Genomic DNA, 25,462 nt, shown 5'->3' with positions numbered 1-25,462 from the left:
CTACCCATTAAATCTTTCTTAAGAATAGATTAGTGCTCGCCAGCGGTACCACCGATACCTGTATCAGTTGGCTTTTCTGTATGCACTTTTGAACTGCTATCCCCACCCGCGGCCTGACCAGAGGGCGGCTCACCTCCCCAACCTTTCGGTGGACGAGGCTCCTTACCTGCCATAATGTCGTCGATTTGCAGACTGTCTATTGTCTCATACTTCATCAGGGCTTCGGCCATCAGATGCAGTTTTTCCATATTATCCACCAATAATTGATGCGCCATTTCGTAGCAATCATCAATAATCGTGCGCACCTCTTCGTCAATTCTCTGTGCAGTTTCGGGTGAATAAACTTTTTGTGCATGACCTGCTGAGCGCCCCAAAAACACTTCTTCGCTTTCGTCATCGTACATCAGGGGCCCCAATTTCTCTGACAACCCCCATTTGGTCACCATATTACGGGAAAGCTCGGTAGCCCGCTTGATATCATTGGATGCACCAGTAGTCACACCCTCCTTACCTAACGTTAACTCTTCCGCGATCCGGCCGCCAAACAAGCTGCAAATCTGGCTAACGAGAAAACGACGACTATGACTGTAACGATCTTCCTCAGGCAGAAACATGGTCACACCCAACGCTCTCCCACGGGGTATGATACTCACCTTGTATACCGGATCATGCTCTGGCATCAAGCGCCCAACGATAGCATGTCCCGCCTCATGGTATGCAGTATTGCGCTTTTCATGCTCAGACATCACCATGGATTTGCGCTCCGCCCCCATCATGATCTTATCTTTAGCCAACTCCAACTCTTTCATCCCGACCAATCGACGATTTGCACGAGCAGCGAACAATGCAGCCTCATTGACCAGGTTTGCCAAGTCCGCACCGGAGAACCCGGGCGTACCGCGCGCAATCACCGCAGGATCAACACCATCTTCCAGAGGCACTTTACCCATGTGGACTTTGAGAATGTGCTCCCGTCCAATGATATCAGGTAGATTTACAACAACCTGACGATCAAATCGACCCGGACGAAGCAGCGCCGGATCCAAAACATCTGGACGGTTTGTTGCGGCGATAACGATTACCCCCTCATTCCCTTCGAAACCATCCATTTCAACCAACAACTGGTTAAGTGTTTGCTCGCGCTCATCATGCCCACCTCCAAGGCCAGCACCACGATGACGACCAACCGCATCGATTTCATCGATAAAAATAATACAAGGGGACTGTTTCTTCGCCTGATCGAACATGTCTCGCACACGGGAAGCACCCACACCAACAAACATCTCGACAAAATCAGAACCGGAAATAGAGAAAAAAGGAACTTTCGCTTCACCCGCAATCGCTTTTGCCAGCAATGTTTTACCGGTTCCCGGCGGACCGACCATCAACACACCGCGCGGAATGCGACCACCAAGTCGCTGAAACTTACTTGGATCACGAAGGAATTCAACCAGTTCTTTCACATCCTCTTTCGCTTCGTCCACACCCGCAACATCGGCGAAAGTGGTTTTAATCTGATCTTCTCCCATCAGGCGCGCTTTACTCTTGCCAAAGGACATGGGCCCTTTGCCACCACCGCCACCTTGCATCTGACGCATGAAGAACATAAACACAGCAATAATCACAAGAATCGGGAATGACGCAACCAGCAACTGGGTCCAGATACTCTGCTTCTCAGGCTCACGGCCTTCGATTATCACTTTGTGTTCCAATAGATCATCGATCAATTTGAGATCTGGCACATTAGGGCGTATCGACTCGAAGCGAGTCCCATCGGTACGCGTACCTTCAATATATAACCCGTCGATAACTACTTTATTTACCTGACCGGATTGAACCATTTCTACAAATTCAGAATACTCAAGGGTGTCCGAACTTCGACTCGGGTTGAAATTGTTGAAAACAGTAAGCAAGACGGCGGCTATGATGAGCCAGAGTACAAGATTTTTAGCCATATCGTTCAAGAGACGATCCTCTTTCCTTCTCTGTAAAATGTTAGCACCAGACGGGTATGCTCCTAACATACTATATGTCAGGAACCGAAACCAGTCATTCTACGTAACAAAGACTAATTCTGACCTATTCTTTGAAACCAATGTTAATTGCCGAAAACAGACCACACTTACCCTTTGAAGCCCTTACAGACTTGGTAAATCTCTCTGGAACGCGACCGGGAGGCATCCGGCTTTCGACTGTACACCTGATTAAACGATTGACGCATATCCCGCACCATCTGATCAAGCCCCTCCCCCTGAAACACCTTGGTCAAAAATGCTCCACCCGGAGTCAGTACACGAGTTGCCAAATCATAGGCTAACTCAACCAGATACATCGACTTGGGTATGTCCACCGCAGCCATACCACTCATATTGGGGGCCATATCTGAAATTACAAGGTCTACCGGTCGATTTCCTATCACTGACAGTATTTGTTCAAACACAACGTCCTCAGTAAAGTCTCCCTGAATGAACTCCACTCCCGCCAATTGATCCATAGGCAAAATATCGCTGGCAATCACCACACCGTTGTTACCGACTCGCTCAGCGGCCACTTGTGACCAACCACCAGGCGCGGCCCCCAGATCAACCACCACCATTCCCGGACGAATCAACTTATCTTTCTCAAGCAATTCCACCAGTTTGTAACTCGCTCTTGAGCGATATCCATCCTGCTGTGACTGCTTGACATATTGGTCTGAAAAATGCTCCTTCAACCATTTGCCACTGGATTTAGAACGTGCCAATTCAGCTCCCCACACTCGTTAAATAATTATTTCAATCATACTACTTCGTCGTGGTAAAATTCACCATTCCTGCAGATCGGAACCTCCCTTTGATTTCAGAGCAACCTAAAACCAGATCAAGCTTGATCCCGCACTGAATAGACTAAAGGATTATAGTTCAGATATACACCTGAATCTGCGATAGACGAAAACCCTGCACAACGAATTGAGACCATTTCCTATGCCGCTTTCCAATGAGCAAAAAAGACAATATAAAGCAATCGCCCATAACCTGAATCCGATCGTGATAATTGGCGATAAGGGATTGAGTGAAGGACTCCTGGCGGAAGTGGACCGAGCTTTAAACGACCATGAACTGATCAAAATAAAAATCAATATTGGCGAGAAAGAAGACCGTCAAGTGATCGTAGATGAACTCGTGAGTTCAAGTCAGTCTGAACTGGTTCAAATCATCGGTAAAATGGCGATCATCGTTCGACGAAACCCTAAACCGAACCCGAAACTTTCAAACATCCTCAAAGCAGCCCAATAGCGCGATGGAACAATCAAGATAAGCGCGAATACAAAACAAAAAACACCCAAACTGAAAAAATGATTATCCAGTCTCAACCCAGCCCGCCAGGCTGAGACTGGAAAAAAATGCCGGAACATTCCGGCATTTTTATGTATTAGAGGTGGTGAACCTCATCGATTTCGTACTCTACCAGCCCACTTGGTACCTGAACCGCAACGATATCGCCCACAAGCTTACCAATCAACGCTCGCGCAATTGGAGATGACACCGAAATCTTACCTGCTTTGATATCTGCTTCATCATCACCCACAATTCGATAAGTAACCTTATCGTCGGTATCAAGGTTAATAATGTCAACCGTAGTACCAAATATAACCTTACCGGTATTGTCAAGGGCCTTGACATCAATAACCTGAGCGTTAGACAGCTTACCCTCAATCTCCTGAATCCGCCCCTCGATAAAGCTCTGCTGTTCACGGGCAGCATGGTATTCTGCATTTTCTTTCAGGTCACCATGTTCGCGTGCATCAGCAATGGCTTCAATCACCCTGGGTCGATCTTCAGTTTTCAATTTGGTCAGTTCTTCACGTAAGGCCGCTTCACCTTCGACCGTCATCGGAATCTTGTTCATTATTTATTTCCTGCGTGTAAATCCTGTAAACGTCTAACCACTTTTTCCGGGCCAAACTTGATTGCCCGGCAAAACGCCTCACCACCCGCGAGCGTCGTGGTATAGGTAACTTTGTGTTGCAGAGCAGACTGTCGAATCTGAGCCGAATCAGCAATAGCCTTCCGGCCTTCAGTTGTATTAATAATTAATGCAACTTCATCATTTTTGATTTTGTCAACAATATGGGGGCGACCCTCTCTGACCTTGTTCACCTTCTCAACACTGATTCCTGCAGATTCGATTGACTTGGCCGTGCCACTGGTGGCACACAACTCAAAGCCAGCCTCGACCAAATCTTGAGCAAGTTGCGCAACACTGGGCTTGTCTGCATCCCGAACACTAATAAAAGCAAGCCCTCCGCTTGGCAAACGCTCACCAGCTGCGAGAGAACCTTTACTGAAAGCTTCATCGAAACTCTCGCCAATTCCCATTACTTCACCGGTAGATTTCATCTCCGGCCCCAATATCGGGTCAACTCCCGGGAATTTATTGAACGGGAAAACAGACTCTTTCACAAAGTAATGAGTTGGCACAATCTCAGTCGTAAAACCTTGATCCTGCAACGTTTTACCTGCCATGCACCGGGCCGCGATTTTAGCAAGTGATGCGCCAATTGCCTTTGATACAAACGGGACAGTGCGAGAAGCTCGAGGATTTACCTCAATGACATAAATTTTGCCATCCTGATAAGCAAGCTGGACATTCATCAAGCCTACCACACCAAGCTCCAGAGCCATCTTGGCAACCACCTCACGCATGTCATCCTGAACAGCGTCAGGCAGACTGTAAGGTGGCAGTGAGCACGCTGAATCACCTGAGTGAACACCAGCTTGCTCTATGTGTTGCATAATCGCCCCAATCACAACCTGCTGACCATCCGAAACCGCATCAATATCAACTTCAATTGCACAATTCAGGAAGTGATCCAGCAATACGGGACTGTCATTGGAAACCAACACCGCATCACGCATATAGCGTACCAATTCATCTTCCTGATAAACAATTTCCATTGCGCGACCACCCAATACATAGGAAGGACGCACCACAAGCGGATAGCCGATTTCTTTTGCAGCCACAACCCCTTCTTCATGACTACGCACCGTCGCATTAGCTGGCTGCAACAGCTGCAGACGCTCGATCATCTGCTGGAATCGCTCGCGATCTTCGGCGCGATCAATTGCGTCCGGACTGGTGCCAATGATCGGCACACCCGCCTCCTCAAGACCTCGGGCAAGCTTCAAAGGCGTTTGTCCACCATAGTGAACAATAACCCCTTTAGGCTTTTCTTTTTGTACAATCTCCAACACATCTTCGAGCGTAATGGGCTCAAAATACAAACGATCAGAAGTGTCGTAATCCGTGGAAACGGTCTCTGGATTACAGTTAATCATAATCGTTTCAAAGCCGTCTTCACGCATCGCCAACGCCGCATGAACACAACAATAATCGAACTCAATCCCCTGACCAATCCGGTTAGGCCCACCACCGATCACAATAATTTTTTCACGTTCGCTGGGTGCGGCTTCACACTCTTCCTCATACGTGGAATACATGTACGCCGTCGAAGACGCAAATTCCGCCGCACAGGTGTCCACCCGCTTATAAACCGGTCGAATATTCAAACTATGGCGGGTTTTGCGCAGGCTCTTTTCTGAGACACCAAACAACTCAGCAAGCCGTGCATCTGAAAAGCCTTTACGCTTGAGGCGAAACATACGATCCGAGTCAATTTCTGCCAACCCGGTTTTGGCCAGTTGTGCTTCATCCTTTATCAGGTCTTCTATCTGAATCAGGTACCAAGGATCAATACCACTCAGCTCATAGACCTCTTGCACCGAGAGCCCCATACGGAAAGCATCACCCACGTACCAGATCCGATCTGCACCAGGCACACGCAGCTCACGCACCAGATTATCCCGCGCATCTTCATCCTTGAGATCCAGAATGGGGTCGAGCCCGGTGGCACCAACTTCAAGTCCTCGCAATGCTTTTTGCAGCGACTCCTGGAAGGTACGACCGATCGCCATGACCTCACCCACAGACTTCATTTGCGTAGTCAAACGGGCATCAACATGAGGGAACTTTTCAAAAGTAAATCGAGGCACCTTGGTCACGACATAGTCGATCGCAGGCTCAAACGAAGCCGGGGTAATCCCACCCGTAATATCGTTTTGCAATTCATCCAGGGTGTAACCAACCGCCAACTTGGCAGCGACTTTTGCGATAGGGAATCCAGTTGCCTTGGATGCGAGGGCAGACGAGCGGGAAACCCGTGGGTTCATCTCAATTACAACCATTCGCCCATCTTCGGGGTTAACCCCGAACTGAACATTTGATCCGCCCGTTTCCACACCGATTTCTCGCAACACAGCAAGCGAGGCATTACGGAGGATTTGATACTCTTTATCCGTCAGCGTCTGCGCTGGTGCAACCGTAATCGAATCCCCGGTATGAACTCCCATGGCATCGAAATTTTCAATCGAACAAACAATTATACAGTTGTCAGCCTTATCCCTGACCACTTCCATTTCATACTCTTTCCAACCAATCAAGGACTCATCGATCAAGAGTTCTTTGGTTGGCGACAGATCCAGACCTCGGGTACAAATCTCTTCAAACTCATCGCGATTATAGGCAATACCGCCGCCTGACCCCCCCATGGTGAACGAGGGGCGAATAATACAGGGAAATCCGATGCTATCAAGGACCTGAAACGCTTCCTCCATACTGTGCGCGATTGCCGCACGAGGCGTTTCCAAACCTATTGCTTTCATCGCCTTATCAAAGCGCTCACGGTCTTCCGCTTTATCAATTGTATCGGCGTTAGCGCCAATCATTTCGACGCCATGAGCCTCCAGAACACCTTCTCGCTCCAGATCCAACGCACAATTCAATGCCGTTTGCCCGCCCATGGTTGGCAACAATGCGTCAGGCTTCTCTTTCTCAATAATTTTGGCAACGGTTTTCCAGGTTATAGGCTCGATATACGTTGCATCCGCCATCGCGGGATCAGTCATGATTGTCGCTGGATTGGAATTCACCAGAATGACCCGGTAACCCTCTTCACGGAGCGCTTTACAAGCCTGAGCCCCAGAATAGTCAAACTCACACGCTTGCCCTATAACGATGGGACCAGCCCCTAGTATCAAAATACTGTTTATATCAGTACGCTTTGGCATGTCTTATCCAATCCATTCTTAACTTCAGGGTGGCGCCACTTGAACTCAGCTAACCTCAGCAACAAGGATAGCCGACTAAATCATGGCCTTTAAATCTAAAAAACTACTTTGTGTTATCCACAAAACTTCGTTGGGCGTTAGAACCAACCAGTCAATATGCAAACTGGATCCTTTTTTTTGACCCCATAAGCCAATTGATTTCGAATATTCCCAACGAGTACGGGATAACTTAATCAGAGTGCATTACACACTCTGTCTACTAGCGCCAGTATGACTTACGCAACCGACTGCCTCATCATCTGAATGAATTTATCAAACAGAGGTGCTACATCGTGGGGACCGGGGCTCGCTTCCGGGTGCCCTTGAAAACTGAACGCCGGCACATCAACTCGCTCAATACCCTGCAAGGATTGATCAAACAGAGACTTATGAGTTGCTTTCAAACACTCAGGCAAAGACGTTTCATCAACCGCAAAACCATGATTTTGACTGGTAATCATCACGGTACCATCTTCAAGATTTTGCACCGGGTGATTGGCACCATGGTGACCGAACTTCATCTTCGCTGTCTTTGCACCACTGGCCAAGGCCAGCAATTGATGCCCAAGACAAATTCCGAACACAGGCACTCGGTGTGACAATATTTCTTTGATCGCTTTCACCGCGTAGTCACACGGCTCTGGATCACCCGGGCCATTGGACAGAAAGACGCCATCAGGCTTCATCGCTAAAACTTCCGCAGCAGGAGTTTGCGCCGGAACAACTGTCAACTTACAGCCACGACCGGCCAACATACGCAAAATATTCAGTTTGACACCGAAGTCGTAAGCCACCACATGAAAGTCAGTTTCACCCTGTTCCAGGTATCCTTTACCCAAAACCCATTCCGACTGAGTCCAGGTTCCAGCTTCGGATCGGGTCACCTCTTTCGCGAGATCCATTCCTTTGAGGCCTGGAAAATCTTTCGCCATCGCTAACGCTTTATCAACATCTATATCATCACCCGCAATGATACAGCCGTTTTGCGCGCCTTTTTCCCGAAGAATTCGCGTCAGACGACGGGTATCGATATCGGCGATTCCAATCTTTCCATTCTCTTTCAGGTACTCATCCAGCGCCTGCTCTGAACGGAAATTACTAACCAGAAGGGGGAGATCCCGAATCACCAGGCCAGCAGCCCAGATACTATCGGATTCGACATCTTCCTGATTCACACCAGTGTTGCCGATATGGGGATAAGTTAAAGTTACAATTTGCTGGGCATAGGAAGGATCGGTCAATATTTCCTGATAACCTGTCATGGAGGTATTAAAAACAACCTCACCCACTGTTATACCATCTGCTCCAATCGAAATGCCCTTGAAGATACTTCCATCTTCGAGCGCCAGTATCGCAGGTTTTTTCAACACCGTTTCCTCTTTCAAACTCTGGGGGCCAGTTGTCATAAAGGCGACTTGTTGCTGCTTTAGACTCGAAGTACCGAATCTACCTTGATCTTTATACCCTGGAACAACCCAGGGAAAAGATCAGGAATGACCGAAATACGCTCCCGAATCCGTTTGAAATTGGTACTTTTTTCAAGTCGCAAAAAAGCGAGAGGGAGCTGTAACTCCATCCCGCTTCAAAACTTGATTCCAATTCTTTTTCGAGACACAGTCGGGGGTCTCAGTCGCAGCATACGCACAAACCCGCGTATTCTACGAAAAATGGGCGAAGCTGTCTACGCAAGCACCATCTTTGAGCATAACTTCACATCATTTTTACAGTCTTCATGATAAATCGGCAGGAGAAAACCCACTAAACTTCAGTATTTAGGGGCTTACTGCCAACGCTATCTTCCTAACTTAGTGATCGCCCAATTTGAAACCCAGCACATCCTGCATATCATACAAGCCGTTCTCGCGATCCGCCAACCATGCAGCAGCCCGCACCGCACCTTTTGCAAATGTCATTCGACTACTGGCTTTGTGGGTAATTTCAACGCGCTCTCCCATTCCGGCAAAAAGCACCGTATGATCTCCGACCACATCACCTGCCCTGATGGTTTCAAATCCGATTGTTTTTGGATCCCGCTCTCCGGTCATACCTTCACGACCGTATACCGCACAGGTTTTTAAATCGCGACCCAACGCATCTGCAACCGCCTCTCCCATTGCCAAGGCAGTACCAGAGGGAGCATCCTTTTTAAAACGGTGGTGAGCTTCTATTACCTCAATATCAAAATCATCACCCAGCACCGCTGCTGCCGTTTTCAACAAATTCAGAACAAGATTAACACCCACACTCATATTGGGTGCAAAAACCAACGGCATACTTTTCCCGGCTTCAACGAGTCTCGCCTTTTGTGCATCATTCAAACCGGTTGTCCCCACCACCATTGCCTTGCCTGCGACTTCACAAGCTGCAACATTTTCGAGTGTTAGCTCCGGCGCTGTAAAATCAATTAAAACATCAAAATCAGCGATCACCTCGCTCAGCTGCCCCACAATCGAGACCCCCAAACGACCCACACCCGCCATTTCGCCCGCATCAGCACCAATTAGCGAACTACCCGGCTCAACAACAGCAGCACCTAACTCAAGATCATCTGCAGCGGTAACCGCCTCAACCAACACCTTCCCCATTCGACCCGCAGCACCAATTACCGCTACTCTTACCATGTTTAATTCCTCAACAACCGACCTGATTCATGTGACCTCAGCCTTCTTTACGACCACCAAAATCAATGCATAAATAAAAAAAGATTCCGATTACGTCCGCGTGCATCCGTCCTCAGCCCATATAACGCATCGCAACCCCAAAGATACCCATGTCGAATCAACAAAAAAGGGGCTTTACGCCCCTTTTGAGTGATATGCAGGGCTAGAACTTCATATCCTCAAAAAAGTTTTTCACACCCTCAAACCAGGAATGCTTTTTCGGAGCATGATGAGCATTACCAGACTCCATTGATTCCTGAAATTCGCGCAACAAATCTTTTTGCTTTTTGGTCAAATTAACAGGGGTTTCCACCGTAACTCGACACAGCAAATCGCCCGCGGCACCACCCCTGACAGGTGTCACACCTTTACCACGCAAGCGGAACAGCTTACCCGTTTGGGTTTCAGGTGGAATTTTTAATTTGACTCGACCGTCAAGCGTCGGAACCTCCAACTCGCCACCCAATGCAGCATCACCAAAGGTGATGGGCACATCACAATAAAGATTCTTGCCATCACGAACAAAAATCGGATGATCCTTAACCATTACCTGAACATAAAGATCACCTGGAGGGCCACCACGAGCCCCCACCTCTCCCTCTCCTGCCAAGCGGATACGATCACCCGTATCGACTCCAGGCGGGACTTTTACAGACAGTGTTTTTTGCTCTTCAACCAGTCCGGCACCATGACAGGTTTTACACGGAGATTTGATCACCTTGCCACGACCACGACAATGCGGACAAGTCTGCTGCACAGAGAAGAATCCCTGCTGCATGCGAATCTGCCCAACACCGTGACAAGTACCACAGTTTTCGGGTTCGGTCCCTTTTTGCGCACCGGATCCGTCACAATCCTCACAATTAACGTGAGTGGGGATCTTAATTTTTACTGTTTTACCACGAACCGCATCTTCCAGATCCAGTTCCAGATTGTAGCGCAAGTCAGCGCCCTTGGCAGAACGTGAACGACCACCGCCTCCGCCACCACTGAAAATATCGCCGAAAACATCACCGAAGATATCAGCAAAACTGGCTCCACCACCCCCAAAACCGCCGCCACTGGCCATATTAGGATCAACCCCAGCATGCCCGTAGCGATCATAAGCTTCCCGTTTTTCCGGCGTGCTAAGCACCTCGTAGGCTTCTGTAGCCTCTTTGAATTTATCCTCGGCCTCCGGATCATCAGAGTTCCGGTCCGGGTGATATTTCATGGCTAATTTTCGGTAGGCCTGCTTTATCTCTTTGGCTTCCGCCGTTTTAGCAAGACCCAATATCTCGTAATAATCTCGTTTTGACATAAGACTTCAGCTATGTACGAGGCTAACCCACCTCTTCAATTCAACACTGGAGATCACATTCATAATCCCCATAAGACAGACGCAAAAATGACGCGGAGCCTAAACTCCACGCCATATCCACAAGACTGTAAACGCAAAGCAAATGCTTAGCGCTTATCGTCCTTAACTTCTTCAAACTCTGCATCAACTGCATCGTCAGATGGACCAGATGCATCACCTGCTGCGGCATCAGCACCTTCCGCTGCACCCGCTGCTTGCGCCTGCTCTGCATACATTTTTTGCGCCAACTCACCTGAAGCGTCAGTCAACACCTTGGTCTTCGCCTCGATATCCGCCTTATCATCCCCCTTCACAGCTTCTTCCAGGTCTTTAATAGCAGCTTCGATTTTCTCTTTCTCTTCCGCAGTCGCTTTATCGCCAGCTTCTTCAAGGGTTTTCTTGACCGCGTGAATCATACCATCAGCCTGGTTTCGTGCTGCAATAAGCTCTTCGAACTTACGATCTTCATCCGCATTCGCTTCGGCGTCGCTCACCATTTTCTCGATTTCTTCGTCCGACAAACCAGAAGACGCTTTAATCACGATTGATTGCTCTTTGCCAGTAGCCTTATCTTTGGCAGATACATTCAAAATACCATTGGCATCAATATCAAATGTAACCTCGATTTGCGGCATACCACGCGGTGCTGGCGGAATATCAGCCAAATCAAAACGCCCCAGAGACTTGTTCTGCGCCGCCTGCTTACGCTCACCCTGAACAACATGGATCGTCACTGCGGTCTGGTTGTCATCCGCTGTCGAGAAAACCTGCGACTTTTTGGTCGGGATGGTTGTATTTTTCTCTATTAACGGCGTGGCAACACCACCCATGGTTTCAATACCCAGAGTCAAAGGCGAAACATCAAGCAACAGTACGTCTTTCACATCACCCGACAAAACCGCAGCCTGAACTGCAGCACCAATTGCAACAGCCTCATCAGGGTTTACATCTTTGCGAGCTTCTTTGCCGAAGAACTCTTTAACTTTTTCTTGAACCATCGGCATCCGTGTCTGGCCACCCACCAAGATCACTTCATCAATCTCGGATGCGTTCAATCCAGCATCTTGAAGCGCTATACGGCAAGGCTCAAGGCTGTTCACAACAAGATCTTCAACCAGCGACTCCAGTTTTGCTCGCGTCACTTTAACGTTCAAGTGCTTGGGACCCGTCTGATCCGCAGTGATGTAAGGCAAGTTAACATCAGTCTGCTGGCTGCTCGATAACTCAACCTTTGCCTTCTCGGCAGCTTCCTTCAATCGCTGCATGGCCAGAGGATCACCCTTCAGATCGATACCACTATCTTTCTTGAATTGATCCGCTAAATATTCAATCAAACGTAAGTCGAAGTCTTCACCACCCAGGAAGGTGTCACCATTGGTTGCCAATACCTCAAACTGTTTCTCGCCATCAACATCTGCAATTTCAATGATCGAAATATCGAATGTACCACCACCCAAATCGTAAACAGCAATAGTGGAATCACCAGACTGCTTGTCCAAACCATAGGCCAGTGCTGCAGCGGTAGGCTCATTGATGATACGCTTAACATCAAGACCTGCGATTTTACCCGCATCCTTGGTTGCCTGACGCTGAGAATCATTGAAGTAGGCCGGCACAGTAATAACTGCCTCGGTTACACTTTCACCCAGGTAATCTTCTGCTGTTTTCTTCATTTTCTTCAAGACTTCAGCAGAAATCTGTGGCGGTGCTTTTTTCTCGCCTTTCACTTCAACCCATGCATCACCATTGTCTGCGCCTACAATTTTGTAAGGCACCATTTTGATATCTTTCTGAACAACAGAGTCTTCAAAGCGACGACCAATCAAACGCTTGATAGCAAACAATGTATTGGTTGGGTTTGTTACCGCCTGACGCTTGGCCGACTGGCCAACCAGGGTTTCTCCATCATCGGTAAATGCGATGATGGATGGGGTGGTGCGATCACCTTCTGCGTTTTCAATGACCTTGGTTTTTTTACCATCCATAATGGCAACACAAGAGTTTGTGGTCCCCAAGTCAATTCCGATAATTTTGCTCATAAATCTTCTCCAAACTAAATAGAACCGGCTAACATGCTCGTGAATTTTCCGGTCCTGGTATTCTTAAGTTCATTCCCAATCTGCTGCGGCCTGCCCCGGGTTACCTCCAAAGCTTATTGGCCATCCGACTTACCACTCTATATTGGCCCGCTTATTTTTTTTTCAAGCCTTTTCGTCAATTTGATTTCCAGCTTCTGCCTTGGCCACCATAACCATAGCTGGACGCACCAAACGACCATGCAAGGTGTAACCTTTTTGCACGACAGCGATCACTGAGTTCGGTTCAGCATGGGGTGCACTGACCATTGACATCGCTTCGTGGTATTGCGGATCAAAGGGCTCACCAACCGGATCAAGTTGCTCAACTTTGAACTTGCCCAATGCACTCATCATCAGATTCAAAGTCATCTCCACCCCTTCCCGTGCGGAGACCAGCACAGCATCATCCCCCTGAATCGATTCGATCGCCTTTTCCAGACTGTCGGCGATAGGCAAGAGTTCCTTCGTGAACTTTTCCAAGGCAAATTTGTGCGCCTTTTCAACATCCAGCTCTGCCCGGCGACGAACGTTCTCCATTTCCGCCTCAGAGCGCAACACCTGCTCTTTCAGTTTGCTCAGCTCTTCGGTCATCACGGCAACCTGCGCATCCGCTGAGGCGGCCTCTTCAGGAGCATCAGTTGACTCAACCACATCAGCATCTGCCTGCTCTACAGTTTCCAACGCTTCATCCTGCAATGCTTGCTCGGACTCATTTACGTTTTTTTCCTCAGCGCTCATTTCACTCCTCCAATTGGATCAATTCTGGCTCGGCCTCCCAGGGAAACCAATGCTTACAAGGTCTCTTTCTCAAATTTTTTGGAGAGATGGGGTCGGTTAATTTGTTTTCAAGTCTGATGCTGAATTTACACTTTAAATTTCAGATAATTTACTCGCCTGGGGAATTGCCAGACCCAACCCAATACTGTATATATAGCCACCCAACGGCACCCTTTTAGAGACTGGAACCTATGTTGATTCATTTAACTGTGAGCAATTTTGCAATAGCAGAACGTGTTGAACTCTCTTTCGAACAAGGCATGACTGTAATCACAGGCGAAACAGGTGCCGGTAAATCAATCGTCCTTGACGCTCTGGGCTTAACGCTGGGAGACCGGGCAGACAGCGGCATTGTCAGGTATGGCAAAACGAAAGCCGAATTGACCGCCACATTTGATATTAGCCAACTGCCTGCAGCACACACCTGGCTAGCAGAACGGGACCTGGATCAGGGGCCGGAATGTATTTTAAGGCGGGTTATCACCAAAGAGGGGCGTTCGAGAGGCTACATAAATGGCCAGCCCGCCCCCTTACAGAACTTACGTCAACTTGGCGAGCTACTGATCGACATTCACAGCCAACACGAACACCAGTCTCTGTTACGCAAGGACACCCACAAGCAATTACTGGATGCTTTTGGCAACACAACCGCACTGGCTCAAACCGTTAAACAACAGTTCAAAAACTGGTCCGAAATCGCACAAAAACTCGAACAACTCAAAGGGCATTCAGATGAAAGACATGCTCGCCAACAGCTACTGTCTTACCAACTACAAGAGCTGGAACAGCTGGATCTGCAAGAAGGTGAAATCGAAACGCTGGAACAGGAACAAAACACCCTGGCCAATGCAGAAAAAGTACTGCAGACCGGACATCAGGTCATAACTATTTGCGCTGATGGAGACAACACCGCTCACGACCTAATCAGCCAGGCATGCCAACTATTGGAGAATCTGCCGGTCGACAACGAACACTTCAACGAGACCCGCAATCTTTTGAGCGAAGCAATAATTCAAATCGACGAGGCAGGATCTTCATTGCGACACTTTCTCGACACCTTTGAACTCGATCCCGAGCGCCTGCAATTTATTGAGGAACGCCTCAGTAGCATTTATCAATTAGCCAGGAAACACCGAGTAGAGGCACACGAACTGATACGGGTAAGGGAGAAGATGAGTATCGAGCTGGCTGAAATGACTGACGGCGAAGACAACCTCGAAGTGCTGGAAGCCAAACTGGAGGACGCCGGTGCAGTCTATGCCACCACTTGCGAGAAGCTAACAAAGAAACGCAGCAGCGCAGCAGACAAACTAAGCAAGTTGATCACCCAACAGCTCGCCCACTTGAATATGTCATCCGCCACGTTCACCACCTGTTTGACGCCTACTCCTCAATTTCACCCTGGCGGAATGGAATCAATTGAATTCATGATTAGCGCTAACCCCGGACAACCGCCGCAACCGCTGATCAAAGTTGCCTCTGGTGGCGAACTTTCCCGGGTCAGCCTGGCCATCCAGGTCATTCTGGCGGAATCCTCAACCATTCCAACGCTGGTATTTGACGAAGTGGATGTCGGTATAGGCGGCAGTACCGCTGAGGTGGTCGGGCAAATGCTACGAAAACTCGGCTCGCGAGGCCAGGTACTCTGTGTAACTCACTTGCCGCAGGTTGCATCCCAGGGACATACACACCTTGAGGTGAGCAAAACAGCCAAAGATGGTGAGACCCATTCTAAAATCCGCCCATTGTCACAAGCGGAGCGAATTACCGAAGTGGCAAGAATGCTTGGGGGCGTGGAAATCACCGAGCGCTCACTGGATCATGCAAAAGAAATGCTCAGCATAGAATGACAGTACAAGCTTACAGTGTAATGCCCAAGAGGGAGAGTTTAGCCGAAGCGCGTTCGCGATGACGATTGAGAACATCGCGCTGTGGCGCGCCGGCCACAACTTGAAAAGATTAGCGACCTACTGCGCTTATTTTTTTGGCTTCACATAAAGCGTCAAACTGTGATCCACAATTTCGAACCCATGCTCTTCAGCAATTTGACGCTGACGCTCCTCAATAACGGGATCACAAAATTCGATAACCTGGCCAGTCTGGGTACAGACCATATGATCATGATGATCATCACTGGCAAGCTCAAATACTGCATGCCCCCCTTCAAAGTTATGTCGCAACACCAAACCTGCGGCCTCGAATTGCGTCAAAACACGGTAGACAGTTGCCAAACCAACATCATCCCCGGCCTCCATCAATGTTTTGTAAACATCTTCAGCACTCATATGATGGTTTTCAGCGCTTTCAAGAATGCTGAGGATTTTTATTCTCGGCAATGTGACTTTCAAGCCCGCTTTCTTCAATTCTAAATTTTCAGACGACATGAATTTGATTAAACCTCTTAGCAGACGGGTCAATATCCGTTATTATCTTGCTTATCCAACTAAACCGACAAGATAGAGGAATTCGCAACAAGATGCAAAACGCAATATGAATTATTCGCAACGGCGATCAAGCCAAGTTTGCGCATTCCTTTAATTGTACTGTTTCTCTAAATCGTACTTATTTTCAACCAGCAACATCAGGCCTTCCATGTTCAGACATTTTTTCGCCAGTGCTACATTATTTTTTACCCTTGTAATTGCAGCAGGCTGCTCATTTCCGGGTGTTTACAAAATCAACGTTCAACAAGGGAGCATTATCGATCACGAGACCCTCGAACAGCTAAAACCCGGCATGACCCGAAGACAAGTTCACTACCTGCTCGGCACGCCCTCTACCCCGAGCACCTTTGATCACCAGGAAGATGCTTATGTTTACACCTTCCAAAAAGCGGGCGGTGATATCAAACGGCAGATTATCACTGTTTATTATGGGCCTGACGATACATACACCCACCATGCTTCGGCCCTGCTGAATGAGACCCCGGCGTACTGATCCTCCATGCCGGATTATTCCGGCATCCCGATAGCTACTGACCACAGTTGACTATCGGGATCTCAAGCGCCTTTTTTCGCCCGATTCACGCGCGCTTGCTTGGGGTCAATCTTAAGCGGCCGATAAAGTTCCACGCGATCCCCCGCTCGGAGTTCGTGATTCTTAGGGTCTTTAATAGCCTTGCCAAAAATGCCCATTTTGCCCTTTTCCAGATCAATTTCCGGGAACAAGGTGTGAATCTGAGACTTGATCACCGCATCGTAGGCGGAAGTACCCGGCTTGACTTTAACGGCAACAATTTTTTGCTTGTGAGGTAAAGCAAAGGCAACCTCAACATCAATATAACTACTTTCCATCAATCTGGTTACTTTCCATCAATCTAATTACTTTCGACCGATCCGGCGATCTGTCTACAACACTCAGCTATAGACTTCGTTCGCCCGCTTACAAAATGCATCCACCAGCGTATTTGCGGCTTGGGCGAACACAGAGCCCAGCGCCATTTTACCAAAAGCGCCCTGAAACTCGAATTGCAAACTCAAGACCACTTTACAGGCTTGATCGCTCAACGCCTTGAACTCCCACACCCCTTTTAACTGTGAAAACGGCCCTTCAATAAGCTCAATCGCAATTTCTTTATGTAAGGTAAGACTGTTCTTTGTTGTGAAACGCTGCTTAACCGCGCCTTTAGCCAATTCCAAAGAGGCAACCATCTCATGGGCATCAACAGAATGAACCTCGGCGTCAGAACACCAGGGCAAAAAGGCTGGATAAGAAGAAACATCATTGACTAAATTAAACATTTTCTCTGCGGAATGCATCACAAGCGCACTTCGATCAATTTTATGAGGCATAACCACTTCTCTTTCAGTAAACCTAACCCCGATGTATAGCAACAACCACGAGGCCTGACGCGCTGCATATTACCACGAATCAGCTAAAAAATATCATAATGAATCAATACACATATTCCCGAAGATTCAGGGGATACGCCTTGGCACAAAGAAGAAAGCAGATTAAACAATCCCAATATAAATACCAAATACATAAAGCACGGCATCAACCAACGCAAATTCCAGTACCACAGCCTGAATACCTCGGGGTGCCGAAAGCCCGCAGCGCTTTCCAATTCTGCCACTTTCACTCGTCGCCCAAGGAACACAACCAGTAATAGCCCCGCCAGGGGAATGAGTAAACCAGAAGTGATAAAATCGAAAAAGCCAAACAGGGATAATCCTGCAAACTGATACGACTGCCAAACATTAAAGGAATAAATTACCACCAGCCCCTGGAACCAAGCGGCGATCAACAATACCAGACAGGCAATTGAGCGCGGTAGTCGAGCCCGTTCGATCAACCAGGCTACGATCGGTTCTGCCAGTGCAATCGCAGATGTCCATGCCGCAAAGGTCACCAGAACATAGAATGCAGCCCCCCAGAATTGTCCCCAGGCCATTTCTCCGAATGCCGTAGACAGCGTTTGAAACATTAACCCGAAGCCCTGCTGGGGGAGCGCCGAATGACTTAGCGATAAGGGCAAAATAATTAAGCCAGCCATCAAAGCAAGAAACATGTCTGTCAATGCCACAGCCGCTGAAGCCCGCCCTGCCGACATTCGATCCGGCATATACGCCCCAAGGGCCATCATCGCTCCGACAGATAGGGTCAAGCTGAAAAAGGCATGACTCAACGCTTGAAGAATTGCACTGAAAGAGAGCTGCTCGGGCCGGAACTCAAACAAGTAATCAAAACCATCAGTAAATGCCACTGTATCCATTGCATGAATAAGCAGACCAAATCCAATAACCACAATCAACGGCATCAGCATACGAGCTGCGCGACCGATTCCGTCACGCACGCCACGTTTCACCACCATCATTACGATTACCAGAAATAATGTGTGCCACCCCATCAAGGTCCCGGGGTTGGTGTTCAATACGCCGAAGGACATTTGACTCTCTGCTGTAGCGCCGAAATAACCAAATGCAGAATAAAAAATATAGGCAACAGCGATCCCGCCCACAACAGAATAAAAAGACAAAACAATAAAGCCTGCCGCCATCGCAAACCATGCAATGGATTGCCACCAGTAGGTTACCCCGGATTTCGCACACAACACGTTGATGGAATCAACGGGGTTGCGCTTTCCGACGCGTCCCACAACAAGCTCTGCAACCATCATCGGGATGCCCAAGGCAAAGAGACAAATGACATACAAGAGCAAAAAAGCACCCCCGCCATTTTCTCCAGTTAGATATGGAAACCTCCAGACATTACCAAAACCAATTGCGGCTCCAATCAGCACCAGATAGAAAGTACTGTATCGCCCCAGCTGTCCTTTATATGGGTCTTGCTTTCTACTCATTCGTTCTCCGAACGGAAAACCTGCAAAAACATCTTCACTCCTATCTTTTACACAGACAGGTAAAACTCAAATACTGGCAGGTTGTTTATTTTAATTGTGTCCCCAAATCTGAATAACGCCATGGCGCACGATTACGTTACAATACGCCACCGGTATTTTGGCTCACAATTCAATTGTTCGCGGCGCTAAGGCAATATTATTGTTACTCCGGCCCCGCGGCTCGGTGCCTGTCGATCTATCCTATTTCGGAAAAAGCACCAAGCTTATCAAGTACTTTAGGCCAAAAAGTAAAATTCTCCCAGCGTAAAATAGCGGGAGACGTTACAGAAGAAATTCGCGGCGTTATTCGCCGCCAAAACTATAGTGGAATCACTATGAGCAAAGCAAAGAAAAAAAATACATCGGGCACAGGTACCATTGCACAGAATAAAAAAGCCCGCCATGATTATCACATTGAAGACAAGTTCGAAGCCGGTTTGGCCCTGATCGGTTGGGAAGTGAAAAGCCTTCGGGAAGGAAAATGCCAATTGGTCGATTCCTACATCCTTTTTAAAAACGATGAGGCCTGGTTGCTGGGTGCACATATTTCGCCGTTGAACACCGTTTCAACTCACGTTGTTGCCGACCCGACCCGGACCCGGAAATTACTGCTGAATCGCCGTGAAATAGACCGTATCATGGGAAAAATAAATCAGGCGGGACTGACTTGTGTCCCGCTTTCCATCTACTGGAAAGGAAATCTGATCAAGTGCGAAATTGCCCTGGTAAGAGGTAAAAAGGAATTTGATAAACGGGCCACTGAAAAAGAACGTGACTGGAACAGACAAAAACAACGGGTTGTGCGTGAGCACGCGGGTTAATCTGCAATATTTTTGTCACCAGCCTTGAAATCAGCAGATACAACCCTATATACTCTTTTACGCTACGGGGACGACTTGGCTTCGACGCTGGTTGCGAACCCAAAGGTGCATGTCGAGAGTGTAGCGGCTCTCGTACTCCAATCGCTACAAAAAATAGTCGCAAACGACGAAAACTACGCTCTAGCAGCTTAAACCCTGCTAGCGTCCAGCCCAAGATGCTTGTATCGCGGCGCTGGATGTCACTTAGAACAAGCTAGCTTGTTTGCATGGTTCCGTGCAAATCTGCGAAACTAAATGGAACTCGCCTTAAGCGCCCTGCCCCTCGGGCCGCCAAAGGTTAACTCAATAGAGGGTTTCTAAACATGTAGAGCCGATGGCAGAGGGCTGGCGGACGCGGGTTCGATTAACGTACTGGTCGCCACGGGAAGCGATTCCCGTCGGAAAAAGAGGGCTCATACGGTGAACGCTAAGGATAAGAGGCATTGTTTCAATGCTAAACCATCTATGCCAACGCCGTCCGGTGAATGGGAAACCAGTAAGCCGGCTAGAGACTCATAGGCTCCTACCCGAAACCAGTTTTCATCAAACTGTGTTTCCACGGAGTACTAGGGTGGGCATTTGCCCACAATACGCTCTCCCCTGTTGTGATTTACTACAGCAGGTGAAGGAATAGTCCAGCCCATATTGAAAAATATGGATTAGCTGTCCCGCCGTCTCCACCAATTGAATGCCCGTGTTGTTATTATCACAACACGGGCGTTTTTCTTTCAGGGATTGAAAGACTAGTGAATCAAGTCCAAAAACTTCGTGCAACAGATGCAGCTATATCGCCGGGATAATCGATGGAGAAGGCACGATTACTCTCATTCGAAAACATCGCAATGAAAACCGTCAGCTATCTGTCAGCATAAGCAGTACAGAACGAGTTTTACTTGAGCACATACTCAATGTGTTAGGTGTGGGAAAAATAACAACCAAAAAAACCAGCCAGGAAAAACACTCCCCAAGCTTTACCTATGCAGTGTACAACCGCCAAGCCCTGACGGTGCTCGAATACGTCACCCCCTTCCTTAAAACCTACAAAGCACTAAGAGCACGTCTCATACTGGCACACTACATACGCCTCACGCCTCGAAATGGAAAGTACTCCCATGAACTACTCCGGGAACGAATTGATTTCGAAAACGCAGTATTGAACATAAAAGCAAACCGATGCGTCTCCTCAGAGCTTTTGTCTGCTCTGGTGCACAAATAAGAACCTAAACCTTCAATCTGTGGAGCAATACCGCAATTTTAGCTTCGCGACGGTGGAAAAAGCGCTCGAAACCGCTTATTTTGAACAGCCTCCGGCATGGAGCAGTATTCTGAATAAATTTTCCAAATTAAAGGAGCGGTACCGTGGAATCAAAGCAGTTGAACATCGAATCAGTCGAGAATCTGTTAAAACGGCTCCAGCATGACGACAATTTAACGGTCTTGTTCGGTGACGGTGATGCGCAGTGCATTCATGATAGCGTGTGCCAGTATCTCTACTTTATTAATCATAACAATCCCCATGCATCACACCGCATTGATGTAGGGCCGACAGTTAACATCCCGGAGTCACTGCTACTGACCAGAATATCCCAGGTCATGACCAACTGTGCAGAACCCCATAATTCGTAATTAAAAACCGTTCTATCATCCTCGGTCAGCCCGTTTAAATTGTACTCAGGCCCTGGGTTTCGCTAGACTGACTAAAGTCGAAGAACATTTCGCATCAGAGATCACGCGTCAGTCAAACATGTGAATGAGCGATACCAAATGACCCTGAAAAAGACTCTATTCAGCCTCTTTATCGCACTGGCACTCTTGCAGAGCGGCACAGGCATTGCCAACTCCGTGGCACATTCATCTTCGGGTACAAACTCGCTGGTGATTACAATGCCAGACAATGATGGCCCACTTGTCGACTACGTTCGACATACCTTTGCCGAGATCTCAAAACGGACCGGCATTCCAAGCCATATCAAAACCCTGCCTAAACTTCGAGCATTGGTATCAGCCAATGAAGGTCGATTTGATGGTGTCGGTGCGCGGATTGAGGGCATTGAAAATCAGTTTAAAAACCTCCGGAAAGTGCAGGTTGCAATCTTCAGAGAACAGCACATCGTCTTCGCCAAACATCCCTCCATTGTCAACAATGTGAAAGATCTACCCAGCCTGATTGATCATGCCGGAACCAACCAATATCAGGTTGCCTATCTGCTCGGAAGCAAGAAGGCCGAAATGGAATTAAGTCCACTGGCCGCGAACCTCAGAATTACTTATCAACAACCCGAGAAAATATTTAGCCTGATCGCAATGAACCGCCTGGGCGCTTATGTGGGTGGACCCGCCATGTCCAACCGTATCATTCTGAAAGAAAAATTCGCAACGAGCGGCATTAAGGAAGTCGCGATCGCATCCGAATTCGATCTCTACCCTTACCTACACAAAAAACATACGCGGCACATCCCCAGTATCGAGCAAGCACTGAGCAGTTTGGTCGCGGATGGTACATTGAACAGGATACGGGAACGCCTGGAGCTAGGTGAAAATGAGTAATCAAAAATTCAAGCTATCAGCGCAGGATCGACCGGGCGATAATCAATCGCTGAATTTCGCTGGTACCTTCATAAATACTGGTGATTCGAACATCTCTGGCGAGTCGCTCCAATGGATATTCGCGGTTATAGCCATTTCCGCCCAGAATTTGCAGGCCAGAATAACAAGCACGATTCGCGGCCTCGGTTGCAAAGAGCTTTGCCATCGATGCCTGGGTTGAAAAGTCCTGGGAATTTTCTTTGCGACTGGCAGCCTGCATCAACAATAACCGAGCGGCCTCCAACTCTGTGGCATGGTCAACCACCATCCATTGAATGCCCTGAAAATCGGCGATCGCCTGGCCAAATTGCTTGCGCTCTTTCGCGTATGCCGTTGCATATTCAATAGCGGATAATCCCAACCCGAGAGCCAGAGATCCGATCCCGATGCGACCACCTGCGAGCTCACCCAGTGCAACCTGATAGCCCCGATTCAACGCCCCCATCAATGCATCTTCAGGGATACGACAGTCGTCAAAATATACCGGGTTGGTTGCTGAGCCATGCTGCCCCATTTTCTTTTCTGCAGGCCCAACGACTAAACCAGGTGTTTCCCGCTCAACAAGAAAGCAGGAAATGCCTTTGCCTTTTGGTGCAGTTTTATCGGTTACAGCCCAGACTACAAATACCCCTGCATATTCGGCACTAGTGATGTAAGCCTTGGCACCATTGAGCACCCAATGATCTCCATCCCGAACGGCTGTGGTATTCATGGCTGATGGGTCAGACCCTGCTTGGGGTTCGGTCAAACAAAAGCCCGCAGCAGCGTATTCACCGCTGCAGATTTTGGGTAGATAACGTGCACGCTGGGTATCACTGGCCACGGACTGTATCACTTCCGCCACCATATTGGTCACGGACACGGTAACAGCGGTTGAAGCACAAGCTTTCGCAAGCTCAGTAATCACCAGGCTAAAAGCAATACTCCCGGCTTCCGAGCCGCCATATTCATTTTTGATATTGAGGCCCATTACCCCAAGCTCGGATAGCCGTTTCAAATTTGCGAGAAGCCCGGAGCGCCCCTCACCTTCATCTAAAGCCTTGGCATTGGCTTGTAATTCTTGCTGGGCAAAGTCCCTAGCGACGGTTTGAATGATCTGCTGCTCTTCTGTAAGTTCGAAGTTCATGAACTAATCCTGTCGACAGTGAGAAAGATAGGTACGCCATAGCGCTACATTCTGCTTTGCCGCAGCGTTGTGATGCAATGGCATGAGCCACGAAAAACGATAGCAATTTTGCTCAACAGTATTGTTGTCAGCCAGCATCACACTCCGGACAGGATTGAGGTATTTGGAACTGGAACTCGGCACCGTGTTCACAGTGAATGACATCAATTCGTCCCTTGAGCTTTTGTACCGTCAGATTATAGACGATAGACATGCCCAAACCCGATCCGCCTCCCGAGCGATTCGTGGTAAAAAAAGGTTCGAACATTTTCTGCCGAATTTCAGGGGTCAATCCCCTGCCATTGTCTTTATAAGTCAGAACAAAGTCCGCATCTTCGAGGGTGCCCTTGATGATAATCTGATTACCTTGCGAGACGCCAAAGCCATGTACACAACTGTTGGAGACCAAATTAGTCACGATTTGTGAGAGCGCCCCAGGAAAAGAATAGAGCCGGATCTCCGGATCAATATCGAGGATAATCTGTACTTGATGGCGTTTGTATAAAGGTCTCAGACTCGAAAGCAAGCGCTCCAGGTGGCGTGCTGGAGAGAATTCTTCCAACACATCAGAGGATTGATCCACCGCGGTTTGCTTGAAGTCGCTCACTAACTTGGCCGCACGATCCAGGTTGGAATGCACCAAAGCGGATGAGTAGCGATACTCTTCCAAAAAATTCAGGAACGCATTTTCATCCAATGTGCCGGCCTCATAACTCCGCTGCAGAGTGAGCACAACTTGATCCAAATGGGATACAGCGGTAATGGAAACCCCCAAGGGTGTATTAACTTCATGGGCCACACCCGCCACTAAAGCACCAAGCGCCGCCATTTTTTCCGATTCGACTAAATGACTCTGGGCTTTTTTCAATTCTTCGATGACCTTGCTAAGCTCTTGTGTGCGACTTGCAACCTTCGCCTCTAACTCCGCATTGGCCTCCTGCAAAGCAAGCTCGAAGTCTCGTCTTTGCGCCGCACTCACCGCCCGCCCATACAGATCTGCCAAAGCCCCGGAAAATGTTACTTCGTCTTCAGTCCAGGTTCGCGCATGGCCAATATGCTCTGAACAGATCACACCAATCATATCGCCTCTGTGCCGAATGGGCGTATCCAACATTGAGGTAATACCCAAGGGCTGGAGGTAGACCTCTGCGAATTCTACTGTTGAAGGATCACTTAATGCATTGTGGGCGGTGATCGTACGCTCGGAGTCAAGTGCATGAAAGTATTTAGGAAAATCAGAACGACGTAATTCGAGATCATCCGCTTCCAGTTTGTTATGTTTATCGATCAGCAACTTACAGCGGATAACAGAGTGATCACTGGAGAGCAGCCAAATACCCGCACGCTCGACATCCAATCCCTCGAGGGTAGCACTGAGTATCAATCGTGTTGCTCGTTCAAGATCACCATCATCGATAAAGGTCGCTTTCGAGACCGCCAGTAAAAGATACTCCAGGTGAGACTGCATAGTGCAAAAACCTCATATCCAGATTACTTCATTAGCAAACCTG

Annotated in this window: 22 protein-coding genes and 1 other RNA gene; 8 read left to right on the top strand and 15 right to left on the bottom strand. The window is 48.2% G+C overall.

Annotated elements, in window-relative coordinates; all coding sequences use genetic code 11:
- Window positions 1-29: 29 nt before the first annotated feature.
- Both ftsH and rlmE read right to left on the bottom strand, forming a co-directional pair.
- On the bottom strand, window positions 30-1,955 hold the full coding sequence (gene ftsH, locus OLMES_RS07335; RefSeq protein ID WP_087460656.1) for an ATP-dependent zinc metalloprotease FtsH: 1,926 nt from the start codon (window positions 1,953-1,955) through the stop codon (window positions 30-32).
- 167 nt (window positions 1,956-2,122) lie between these two features.
- A complete protein-coding gene (gene rlmE, locus OLMES_RS07330) occupies window positions 2,123-2,743 on the bottom strand; it encodes a 23S rRNA (uridine(2552)-2'-O)-methyltransferase RlmE (protein WP_087464380.1) in 621 nt (206 codons plus the stop codon).
- Between the two features lie 220 nt (window positions 2,744-2,963).
- On the opposite strand from rlmE, the gene yhbY reads away from it, so the two are divergent.
- Window positions 2,964-3,275, top strand: a complete 312-nt coding sequence (gene yhbY / locus OLMES_RS07325) for a ribosome assembly RNA-binding protein YhbY (protein WP_087460655.1) — start codon at window positions 2,964-2,966, stop codon at window positions 3,273-3,275.
- A gap of 136 nt (window positions 3,276-3,411) precedes the next feature.
- Here the strand turns inward: yhbY and greA are convergent, their stop codons facing one another.
- The 7 genes from greA to grpE all read right to left on the bottom strand — a co-directional run bounded on the left by greA (window position 3,412) and on the right by grpE (window position 13,960).
- Window positions 3,412-3,888 (bottom strand): transcription elongation factor GreA, encoded by a 477-nt coding sequence (gene greA, locus OLMES_RS07320; RefSeq protein ID WP_198343255.1) that lies wholly within the window; start codon window positions 3,886-3,888, stop codon window positions 3,412-3,414.
- On the bottom strand, window positions 3,888-7,106 hold the full coding sequence (carB, locus tag OLMES_RS07315) for a carbamoyl-phosphate synthase large subunit (RefSeq protein ID WP_087460654.1): 3,219 nt from the start codon (window positions 7,104-7,106) through the stop codon (window positions 3,888-3,890). Before carB ends, greA begins: the two co-directional genes overlap by 1 nt.
- Before the next feature lie 275 nt (window positions 7,107-7,381).
- Window positions 7,382-8,512 (bottom strand): glutamine-hydrolyzing carbamoyl-phosphate synthase small subunit, encoded by a 1,131-nt coding sequence (gene carA / locus OLMES_RS07310; RefSeq protein WP_087464378.1) that lies wholly within the window; start codon window positions 8,510-8,512, stop codon window positions 7,382-7,384.
- Window positions 8,513-8,950: 438 nt separating this feature from the next.
- Window positions 8,951-9,766, bottom strand: a complete 816-nt coding sequence (dapB, locus tag OLMES_RS07300; RefSeq protein WP_087460652.1) for a 4-hydroxy-tetrahydrodipicolinate reductase — start codon at window positions 9,764-9,766, stop codon at window positions 8,951-8,953.
- Between the two features lie 202 nt (window positions 9,767-9,968).
- Window positions 9,969-11,105 carry a molecular chaperone DnaJ gene (gene dnaJ, locus OLMES_RS07295; protein WP_087460651.1) on the bottom strand — a complete coding sequence of 379 codons (1,137 nt, stop codon included), beginning with the start codon at window positions 11,103-11,105 and terminating at the stop codon, window positions 9,969-9,971.
- A 146-nt stretch (window positions 11,106-11,251) separates the two neighbouring features.
- The gene (gene dnaK, locus OLMES_RS07290) at window positions 11,252-13,183 is read right to left on the bottom strand and encodes a molecular chaperone DnaK (RefSeq protein ID WP_087460650.1); all 1,932 of its coding nucleotides are present in this window, start codon (window positions 13,181-13,183) and stop codon (window positions 11,252-11,254) included.
- A 162-nt stretch (window positions 13,184-13,345) separates the two neighbouring features.
- Window positions 13,346-13,960, bottom strand: a complete 615-nt coding sequence (grpE, locus tag OLMES_RS07285) for a nucleotide exchange factor GrpE (protein ID WP_087460649.1) — start codon at window positions 13,958-13,960, stop codon at window positions 13,346-13,348.
- A gap of 230 nt (window positions 13,961-14,190) precedes the next feature.
- On the opposite strand from grpE, the gene recN reads away from it, so the two are divergent.
- On the top strand, window positions 14,191-15,849 hold the full coding sequence (gene recN, locus OLMES_RS07280) for a DNA repair protein RecN (RefSeq protein ID WP_087460648.1): 1,659 nt from the start codon (window positions 14,191-14,193) through the stop codon (window positions 15,847-15,849).
- Window positions 15,850-15,975: 126 nt separating this feature from the next.
- Here the strand turns inward: recN and fur are convergent, their stop codons facing one another.
- Window positions 15,976-16,383, bottom strand: coding sequence for a ferric iron uptake transcriptional regulator (gene fur / locus OLMES_RS07275; RefSeq protein WP_087460647.1), 408 nt, complete (start codon window positions 16,381-16,383; stop codon window positions 15,976-15,978).
- A 208-nt stretch (window positions 16,384-16,591) separates the two neighbouring features.
- Between fur and OLMES_RS07270 the strand changes: the two genes are divergently transcribed.
- Entirely contained in the window at window positions 16,592-16,936 is a 345-nt protein-coding gene (locus OLMES_RS07270) for an outer membrane protein assembly factor BamE (protein ID WP_087460646.1), read from the top strand.
- Window positions 16,937-16,998: 62 nt separating this feature from the next.
- Here OLMES_RS07270 and OLMES_RS07265 read toward each other — a convergent pair whose 3' ends face one another.
- From OLMES_RS07265 to OLMES_RS07255, 3 genes are all read right to left on the bottom strand, one after another.
- Complete coding sequence (locus tag OLMES_RS07265) at window positions 16,999-17,292, bottom strand: RnfH family protein (RefSeq protein ID WP_198343254.1); 294 nt, start codon at window positions 17,290-17,292, stop codon at window positions 16,999-17,001.
- 63 nt (window positions 17,293-17,355) lie between these two features.
- On the bottom strand, window positions 17,356-17,790 hold the full coding sequence (locus OLMES_RS07260) for a type II toxin-antitoxin system RatA family toxin (RefSeq protein ID WP_087460645.1): 435 nt from the start codon (window positions 17,788-17,790) through the stop codon (window positions 17,356-17,358).
- Between the two features lie 83 nt (window positions 17,791-17,873).
- Window positions 17,874-19,301, bottom strand: coding sequence for a sodium-dependent transporter (locus OLMES_RS07255; protein ID WP_087460644.1), 1,428 nt, complete (start codon window positions 19,299-19,301; stop codon window positions 17,874-17,876).
- Between the two features lie 374 nt (window positions 19,302-19,675).
- Between OLMES_RS07255 and smpB the strand changes: the two genes are divergently transcribed.
- The 5 genes from smpB to OLMES_RS07230 all read left to right on the top strand — a co-directional run bounded on the left by smpB (window position 19,676) and on the right by OLMES_RS07230 (window position 22,747).
- A complete protein-coding gene (gene smpB / locus OLMES_RS07250; protein WP_087460643.1) occupies window positions 19,676-20,161 on the top strand; it encodes an SsrA-binding protein SmpB in 486 nt (161 codons plus the stop codon).
- A gap of 74 nt (window positions 20,162-20,235) precedes the next feature.
- Window positions 20,236-20,567, top strand: a transfer-messenger RNA (tmRNA) gene (gene ssrA, locus OLMES_RS07245).
- Window positions 20,568-20,987: 420 nt separating this feature from the next.
- Window positions 20,988-21,416, top strand: coding sequence for an LAGLIDADG family homing endonuclease (locus OLMES_RS07240; RefSeq protein WP_087460642.1), 429 nt, complete (start codon window positions 20,988-20,990; stop codon window positions 21,414-21,416).
- A gap of 143 nt (window positions 21,417-21,559) precedes the next feature.
- A complete protein-coding gene (locus OLMES_RS27945) occupies window positions 21,560-21,826 on the top strand; it encodes a hypothetical protein (protein ID WP_157678206.1) in 267 nt (88 codons plus the stop codon).
- A 138-nt stretch (window positions 21,827-21,964) separates the two neighbouring features.
- Complete coding sequence (locus OLMES_RS07230) at window positions 21,965-22,747, top strand: type 2 periplasmic-binding domain-containing protein (RefSeq protein ID WP_087460640.1); 783 nt, start codon at window positions 21,965-21,967, stop codon at window positions 22,745-22,747.
- A 16-nt stretch (window positions 22,748-22,763) separates the two neighbouring features.
- Here OLMES_RS07230 and OLMES_RS07225 read toward each other — a convergent pair whose 3' ends face one another.
- On the bottom strand, window positions 22,764-23,912 hold the full coding sequence (locus OLMES_RS07225) for an acyl-CoA dehydrogenase family protein (protein ID WP_087460639.1): 1,149 nt from the start codon (window positions 23,910-23,912) through the stop codon (window positions 22,764-22,766).
- A 127-nt stretch (window positions 23,913-24,039) separates the two neighbouring features.
- Entirely contained in the window at window positions 24,040-25,419 is a 1,380-nt protein-coding gene (locus OLMES_RS07220) for a sensor histidine kinase (RefSeq protein ID WP_087460638.1), read from the bottom strand.
- Window positions 25,420-25,462: the final 43 nt, after the last annotated feature.

This window comes from Oleiphilus messinensis, from assembly GCF_002162375.1.
Taxonomy (GTDB): Bacteria; Pseudomonadota; Gammaproteobacteria; order Pseudomonadales; family Oleiphilaceae; genus Oleiphilus; species Oleiphilus messinensis.
Note: the sequence above shows the minus strand (reverse complement) of the source record. Positions and strands in the feature narration are given on the sequence as shown.

What these genes read in the sequence shown, in the direction of transcription:
- OLMES_RS07265 (WP_198343254.1), bottom strand. Translation starts at nt 17,292, where the DNA reads ATGGAAAGTAGTTATATTGATGTTGAGGTTGCCTTTGCTTTACCTCAC.
- smpB (WP_087460643.1), top strand. Translation starts at nt 19,676, where the DNA reads ATGAGCAAAGCAAAGAAAAAAAATACATCGGGCACAGGTACCATTGCA.
- OLMES_RS07225 (WP_087460639.1), bottom strand. Translation starts at nt 23,912, where the DNA reads ATGAACTTCGAACTTACAGAAGAGCAGCAGATCATTCAAACCGTCGCT.
- dnaK (WP_087460650.1), bottom strand. Translation starts at nt 13,183, where the DNA reads ATGAGCAAAATTATCGGAATTGACTTGGGGACCACAAACTCTTGTGTT.
- grpE (WP_087460649.1), bottom strand. Translation starts at nt 13,960, where the DNA reads ATGAGCGCTGAGGAAAAAAACGTAAATGAGTCCGAGCAAGCATTGCAG.
- dnaJ (WP_087460651.1), bottom strand. Translation starts at nt 11,105, where the DNA reads ATGTCAAAACGAGATTATTACGAGATATTGGGTCTTGCTAAAACGGCG.
- OLMES_RS07270 (WP_087460646.1), top strand. Translation starts at nt 16,592, where the DNA reads ATGTTCAGACATTTTTTCGCCAGTGCTACATTATTTTTTACCCTTGTA.
- carB (WP_087460654.1), bottom strand. Translation starts at nt 7,106, where the DNA reads ATGCCAAAGCGTACTGATATAAACAGTATTTTGATACTAGGGGCTGGT.
- OLMES_RS07230 (WP_087460640.1), top strand. Translation starts at nt 21,965, where the DNA reads ATGACCCTGAAAAAGACTCTATTCAGCCTCTTTATCGCACTGGCACTC.
- OLMES_RS07260 (WP_087460645.1), bottom strand. Translation starts at nt 17,790, where the DNA reads ATGCCTCATAAAATTGATCGAAGTGCGCTTGTGATGCATTCCGCAGAG.
- greA (WP_198343255.1), bottom strand. Translation starts at nt 3,888, where the DNA reads ATGAACAAGATTCCGATGACGGTCGAAGGTGAAGCGGCCTTACGTGAA.
- yhbY (WP_087460655.1), top strand. Translation starts at nt 2,964, where the DNA reads ATGCCGCTTTCCAATGAGCAAAAAAGACAATATAAAGCAATCGCCCAT.
- fur (WP_087460647.1), bottom strand. Translation starts at nt 16,383, where the DNA reads ATGTCGTCTGAAAATTTAGAATTGAAGAAAGCGGGCTTGAAAGTCACA.
- recN (WP_087460648.1), top strand. Translation starts at nt 14,191, where the DNA reads ATGTTGATTCATTTAACTGTGAGCAATTTTGCAATAGCAGAACGTGTT.
- ftsH (WP_087460656.1), bottom strand. Translation starts at nt 1,955, where the DNA reads ATGGCTAAAAATCTTGTACTCTGGCTCATCATAGCCGCCGTCTTGCTT.
- OLMES_RS07220 (WP_087460638.1), bottom strand. Translation starts at nt 25,419, where the DNA reads ATGCAGTCTCACCTGGAGTATCTTTTACTGGCGGTCTCGAAAGCGACC.
- OLMES_RS07255 (WP_087460644.1), bottom strand. Translation starts at nt 19,301, where the DNA reads ATGAGTAGAAAGCAAGACCCATATAAAGGACAGCTGGGGCGATACAGT.
- dapB (WP_087460652.1), bottom strand. Translation starts at nt 9,766, where the DNA reads ATGGTAAGAGTAGCGGTAATTGGTGCTGCGGGTCGAATGGGGAAGGTG.